At 65.0% G+C, this 6,203-nt stretch carries 6 protein-coding genes; 2 read left to right on the top strand and 4 right to left on the bottom strand.

What is annotated here, in order from left to right:
* Window positions 1-128 precede the first annotated feature (128 nt).
* Window positions 129-1,025 carry a DMT family transporter gene (locus tag ACEN8I_RS18805; RefSeq protein WP_413330103.1) on the top strand — a complete coding sequence of 299 codons (897 nt, stop codon included), beginning with the start codon at window positions 129-131 and terminating at the stop codon, window positions 1,023-1,025.
* Between the two features lie 9 nt (window positions 1,026-1,034).
* Window positions 1,035-2,228 carry a pyridoxal-phosphate-dependent aminotransferase family protein gene (locus tag ACEN8I_RS18800; RefSeq protein ID WP_413330102.1) on the top strand — a complete coding sequence of 398 codons (1,194 nt, stop codon included), beginning with the start codon at window positions 1,035-1,037 and terminating at the stop codon, window positions 2,226-2,228.
* A gap of 3 nt (window positions 2,229-2,231) precedes the next feature.
* Here ACEN8I_RS18800 and ACEN8I_RS18795 read toward each other — a convergent pair whose 3' ends face one another.
* Genes ACEN8I_RS18795 through ACEN8I_RS18780 form a run of 4 tightly spaced genes read right to left on the bottom strand, consistent with a single transcriptional unit; the run spans window position 2,232 to window position 6,187 of the window.
* Complete coding sequence (locus ACEN8I_RS18795; protein WP_413330101.1) at window positions 2,232-3,044, bottom strand: SDR family NAD(P)-dependent oxidoreductase; 813 nt, start codon at window positions 3,042-3,044, stop codon at window positions 2,232-2,234.
* 50 nt (window positions 3,045-3,094) lie between these two features.
* The gene (locus ACEN8I_RS18790; RefSeq protein ID WP_413330100.1) at window positions 3,095-3,838 is read right to left on the bottom strand and encodes an SDR family NAD(P)-dependent oxidoreductase; all 744 of its coding nucleotides are present in this window, start codon (window positions 3,836-3,838) and stop codon (window positions 3,095-3,097) included.
* Window positions 3,839-3,874: 36 nt separating this feature from the next.
* Window positions 3,875-4,804: a branched-chain amino acid ABC transporter permease gene (locus ACEN8I_RS18785; protein WP_413330099.1), complete on the bottom strand. Its 930-nt coding sequence runs from the start codon at window positions 4,802-4,804 to the stop codon at window positions 3,875-3,877.
* Between the two features lie 30 nt (window positions 4,805-4,834).
* Entirely contained in the window at window positions 4,835-6,187 is a 1,353-nt protein-coding gene (locus tag ACEN8I_RS18780; protein ID WP_413330098.1) for an ABC transporter substrate-binding protein, read from the bottom strand.
* Window positions 6,188-6,203: the final 16 nt, after the last annotated feature.

Here is a 6,203-nt window from a genome sequence, read left to right as displayed (position 1 = left end):
GGGGGGCGCCGGGCGGGTGTTGTCCCCGGGGGGTTGTTTTTAACCGTCGAATCCTCTTAAAATCCAAATAGGGGGGGGCCCCCCCCCCCCGCTTTCAGGTTCCCGCCAGTTTCCCCAGGTCCTTCCCGATGACACGCAAGACCCATCTCGACGCCCTCGCCATGTCCCTGCTGCTGGGCTGCTGCCTGTTCTGGGGCCTGCAGCAGGTGCTGATCAAGGCCACCATCAGCGAGATCCCGCCCATGTTCCAGGCCTCGCTGCGCCTGGTGGGCGCTACGGCCCTGCTGTGGCTGTGGTGCCTGTGGCGCAAGATTCCGCTGTTCAGCCGCGACGGCTCGCTCAAGGCCGGCCTGCTGGCCGGTGCCCTGTTCGGCGCGGAGTTCGCCTGCATTTATGTCGGCCTGCAATACACCAGCGCTTCCCGCCTCACGGTGTTTTTGTACACCTCGCCCTTCTGGGTCGCGGCCTTGGTGCCGCTGTGGGTCAAGTCCGAACGGCTGCGCGGCCTGCAGTGGCTGGGCCTGCTGTGCGCCTTCGCCGCCGTGGTGTTCGCGCTGCGCGAAGGCTTTACCGGCGACCACGCCTCGACCGCGCGCGGCGATCTGCTGGCGCTGGCCGCCGGCATGCTGTGGGGCCTGACTACCGTCGTGATACGCGCCACCCAACTGGTCAAAATCTCCGCAGAGAAGCTGCTGTTCTACCAGCTGGCCGTGAGCGCCGCCGTGTTTCCCTTGCTGTCGCTCTACCTGGGCGAGCAATGGTCCTGGCAATTCAGCCCGTTCGCCATCACCTCGCTGCTGCTGCAGACGGCGATAGGCGCGTTCGCCAGCTACCTGGCCTGGATGTGGATGCTCGGGCGCTACCCGGCCACCAAAATTTCGGTCTTTGTGTTTTTCACGCCGCTGTTCGCGCTGCTGTTCGGCGCGCTGTGGCTCAAGGAAAGCGTGACCACCGGCCTGCTGGTGGCGCTGGCCACCGTGGCGGCCGGCATCGTGCTGGTCAACCGCAAGCCCGCTGGCGCATAATTTTTCGGCATGACACCCCACCCACGCATCCCCGGCCATCGATTCCTCCACTCACCGGGCCCCACGCGGGTACCCGACGAGGTGATGGACGCGATGCGAAGGCAGCCCATGGACATGGGCGACCCGCGGCTGGAGCGTGTGATCCAGGCCTGCGAAACCGGGCTCAAGGCGCTGTTGCAAACCGCCAAGGCCGACGTCTTTATGTATACCTGCAACGGCCACGGCGCCTGGGAAGCCGTGATCGCCAACCTGCTCGCGCCGGGGCAGCAGGTGCTGGTCGCCGGCACCGGGCATTTTTCCGAATCCTGGGCCGTGCAGGCCGAGGCCATGGGCGCGCGGGTGCTGCGCACGCCCTGGCGCGAAGGCTACCCGGCTGACGCGCAGTCGATTGAAGCCGCCTTGCGCGCCGACAGCTCGCACGCCATTGTGGCCGTGTTTGTGGTGCATACCGACACCGCCAGCGGCATGACCAGCGACATCGCCGCAGTCCGGCAGGCGCTGGATGCGGCGAAACACCCCGCGCTGCTGGTGGTGGATGTGGTGGCCTCGCTGGGCGCCGCGTCTTTTTCCATGGATGCGCTGGGCGCCAACGTCGTGCTGGGCGCCTCGCAGAAAGGCCTGATGGTGCCGCCCGGCCTGGCCTTTGTCGCCGCCGACGCCGCCGCGATGAAGGTGGCCGCGGCCAACCCCACGCCGCGCTTTTACTGGGACTGGGCGCGGCGGCAGAGCCCGCTGAGCTACCGCAAGTTCTGCGGTACGCCGCCGCAAACCCTGCTGTTCGGCCTGGAGGCCGCGCTGGGGCTGATATTTCATGAGGGCCTTGAAGAAGTCATTGCCCGCCACCGGCTGATCGCCGGCGCCGTGCATGCCGCCGTCCAGGCCTGGAGCGAAGGCGGTGCGCTGGACTTTTTTGTGCGCGAGCCGGCGGCGCGTTCGGTCTCCGTCACCACGGTAGCAGTGGCTGAGGGCATGGATCCCGAGGCCATGCGTGCGGTCGCGCGCGAGCAATTTCAGGTCGCGATTGCGGGCGGCCTGGGCCCGCTGGCGGGACGCACGTTTCGCATCGGCCACCTGGGCGACATGAACCCGGCCATGATCCTGGGCTGCCTGGCCGGCGTGGAAGCCGCCATGCGGGTGCGGGGCATTCCCTTCGGCAACGGCGGCGTGCAGCACGCCGTCGCGGCGCTCGCCGGCAAGCGCTAAGGCTTATTGAGAGGCGGTGATTCCGCCATCGAGATACAGCACCTGCCCGGTAACGAAGCGCGAGGCGGGCGCCGCAAAAAACACCGCCGCGCCGGCCACGTCCTGCGGGTCGGCCACGCGGCCCAGCGGAATGCGATCGAGCACCTGTTGATGCGTCTCGGGGTTTTCCAGCCAGTGGCGCGCCATCTCGGTCTGCACCACCGTGGGCGCGATGCCGTTGACGGTGATGCCGTGCGGCGCCAACTCGCTCGCATGCTGGCGTATCAGCATGACCAGGCCGCCCTTGCTGCTGCTGTAGGCTGAATAACCACGGCCGCGCAGGCCCAGCTGCGCGCGCACCGACAGCAAGTGCACCTGCGCGCCGCCCTTGCCGCCTGCTATCTGTTTTTTGGCTGCCGCCTGCGCGAGAAACATCGCAGCCTTGAGGTTGACCTGCAGCACTTCGTCAAAGGCCTCTTCGGTGACCTCCAGCAAGGCCTGTTCGCGCTGCATGCCGACACAGTTCACCAGGATGTCCAGGCCGCCCCACTGCCGTGCCACGGCGTCGACAGACGCCTGCATCTGCGGCACCGAATGCGCGTCCATGGCCAGGCCCAGGGCCTCATGGCCCGCCGCGCGCATCGCCGACGCCACGGCTTGCGCCTTGGCTTCGTCGCGGCCCGACACCGCGACACGTGCGCCCGCGATCGCCAGGCCCCAGGCAATGGCCTCGCCTATGCCGCCATAGCCGCCGGGCACATAGGCGGTCTTGCCGCTCAGGTCAAACAAGCCTGTCAGCGCAGTGCTGAAGTCAATCCGGGGTGTGATGCTGCTCATGGATGGCGAAATTGTGGGCGCAAAGCGGGCGAGCGGCGAAAGGGTTTTCCTCAATCCATCAGCAGTCCACCATTGAGGTCAATGATCTCGCCCGTGATAAAGCCCGACAGCGGCGAAGCCAGGAAGCGCACCACATGGGCGAACTCCTCGGGCTCACAAAAGCGGCCGACCGGGATGTCTTTGAGCAGCTTCTGGCGCTGCTCTTCATTGAGCTGCTCGGTGATCATGGGCGTCTTGACATAAGCCGGCGCGACGGCATTGGCCGTGACGCCGAAAGGCGCGAGCTCGCGCGCCAGCGAAAAAGTCAACGAACTCATCGCGCCCTTGGACACCGAATAGGCTGTGCCTGCCGTCAGCCCGCCCGTCTTGGCCGCCAGCGAACTGGTGTTGATGATGCGGCCGAAGCGCCGCGCCTTCATGGCCGGCACCACCTGCTGCGCGAGGTAAAAAGCGCCGTCCAGGTTGGCCCCCAGTACGCGCCGCCATTCAGAAGCCTCGGTGGCCTCGACCTTGTTGTTGGACAGGATGCCGGCGTTGTTGACCAGGATGTCCACAGGCCCAAAGGCCTTGACGACAAGCGCATAGCCTTCACCGACGGCAGCGGGGTCGCTGATGTCAAACGAAAACGGCAGGGCGCGCGGCCCGAGCTCATCGGCCAGCGCGCGGTTGCGCTCGTGGCTCACATCGACCATCGCGACCTTGCAACCGTCCTCCAGCAAGGCCTTGACGACAGCCAGGCCCATGGTGCCGGCCGCGCCTGTGACCAGCGCGACTTTGTCTTGAAGCGGTTTCATTCAAATACTCTCTGCGGTAAGCAGTGACTGAGCGACTCAAGCATCGAGCACGCTTTTCTTTCCGAAGAGGCCGCGCGAGCGAAAGGTGACCACGGCGATAAACAGCAGATACATGGACATCAGCGACCACTCGGAGGCATAAGAGCCCGTGAGCCCGACCACCATACCGACCATGAGCCCTGCAATCACCGCACCCCACAACGAACCCACGCCGCCCAGCACAATGATCAGAAAGGCCGGCACCACCGCATCGACGCCCACATGGGGCCGTATACCCCAGATGGGCGCCATGACCACACCGGCAATCGCCGCCAGCGCCACACCCAGACCGAACACAAAGAGACGCAGGCGCGAGAGGTTGATGCCCAGGGCGCGCACCATTTCGCTGTCGTGCGCGCCGGCCTTGATGATGGCGCCGTAGGGCGTCTTCTGCAAAAACAACCAGAGCAGCACAATCATCAGCACCGCGAAGCCGCTGGCAAAGAAGCGGTACTTCGAATACACCAGGTCGCCCATGAGGAAGGCGCCGGAGATAGCTTGCGGCAGCATGAGTTGCTTTTCCGAAGAGCCCCATATCAGGCGTATCGTTTCTTCAATCACCAGCGCAGCACCAAATGTCAGCAGCAGCCCGTAGAGCGGGTCGCGGCCGTAGGTGCGCCGCATGCACAGCTCCAGCAGCATGCCGAAGATGCCGACCAGGATGGGCGCAAAAATCAGCGCCACCCCGTAGCGGGTTCCCAGCGGCAGGCCCATATACCAAGCCTGCAGGTTGGGAAACATGCCCAGCTGCGGCGCGATGAGGAACAACGCGAAATACATGCCCAGCGCGAACAGCGAGCCGTGCGCCAGGTTGATGGTTTCCATCACCCCCACGATGAGCATGAAGCCCAGCGCGATGAGCGCGAACAGCAGGCCCAGCGAGATACCGTTGACGAGGTGGGGAACCAGTTGAAGCAGGAAGTCCATCGCGGCCTTTAAAGATGAGAAGCCGGGCGCTCAGACTTCGTAGCTGGGCGTCGCGTCGTAGCTCTCGAGCTTGCAGGCGCCCGCGGCATCCTTGTCCTGCACGTCCTTGGGATCGGCTTGCGTGAGGATTTTGAAGATGTCGTCTTTCTCGGCGGGCTGGTCGTTGTAGGTCGCCATATAAATGGTTTGCTGGCACTGGTGGGTGACTGGGTCCATCCAGGCGTCGTAATGCTGCAGGCGGTCGGCCGCGCTCATCTTGCGGCCTTCGAGCTTCTTGATGACCGCGATGTTGTTGGTGGTGCCGGCTTCCTCCGCGCAGCGCAGCAGTTCGCGCGTGGCCATGTAGCTGTTGTGGTACACATTGCCCGGCACGCGAATCGCCATGCCCGGGAACTGCTTCTGGTAGGCCGCGACGAACTCCTTCACGCCGGGCAGGTTCAGGCGCCAGTACCAGGTGGTGCCGAAGACGCCGAAGATGGCCTCGGGGCCCAGGCCGTAGACATCGGGCCAGTCCTGCTGGTTGTTGATCCAGGCCATGCTCTGGTTCATCTTGAGCTGCACCACCTGCTGGCGCAGCGCCTTGATGTCGTCGCCGCCCACGGCCGTGGCCACCACGTTGGGTTTGAGCTGCTGCAGCTTGAGCAGGTAGGACGAGAAGTCGCGGGTGTTCTGCGGCACCAGCAGTTCTTCCACGATCTTTCCGCCGTTGGCCTCCACAATGGCGCGCGTTGCCTTCGATGTGGTGTGGCCCCACACATAGTCGTTGGTCAGCAGCACCCAGTTCTTGCCGCTGGCCTTGATGGCGTTCTTGACGATGGCGTTGGAGAAATTGGTGCCGTTGCCGTCCCAGACAAACTTGGTGCGGTGGCAGTCCTTGCCGGCTTCGGTCGGGCTGCTGGAGTTGGTGTTCAAAAACACGGTGCCGTATTTCTGCGCCACCTGCGAGATCGCGTTGGACACGCCCGAATGCACCGCGCCAATCAGGAAGGCCGCCTCGTTGCGCGTGATCATGCGCTCGGCCACGCGTGAGCCGGTGGCCGGCGTGGTTTCGGTGTCGATGTGGATGGCCTCTATGCGCCGGCCCAGCACGCCGCCCTTGTCGTTGAACTCCTTGATGGCCATCATTGCGCCCAGGCGTTCTTCAGCACCCGAGGCCGCATAGAGGCCTGAGGCGTCCATGGTGAGGCCAATGGTCAGCGGCTTCTTCTGGCCGGCCTGCGCCCAGGCGTGGTTGTGCTTCCAGGGGCCCATAAAGGGTGCCGCGCCGTACAGGCCCGCGCCCACCAGCGCCAGGCTGGAATGCTTGAGCAGCGCGCGGCGCGAAGTGGCCGTGGCGTCGGGTTGGAATTCTGGGGCTGCGTCTTTGTTGTTGATCTCGCTCATGGTTTGTCTCCTGCTT

Source organism: Polaromonas sp. CT11-55 (assembly GCF_047303325.1).
In the GTDB taxonomy this organism is placed as follows: Bacteria; Pseudomonadota; Gammaproteobacteria; order Burkholderiales; family Burkholderiaceae_C; genus Polaromonas.
The sequence above is the reverse complement of the archived record's forward strand: the minus strand, read 5'-3'. Positions and strand labels throughout refer to the sequence as shown.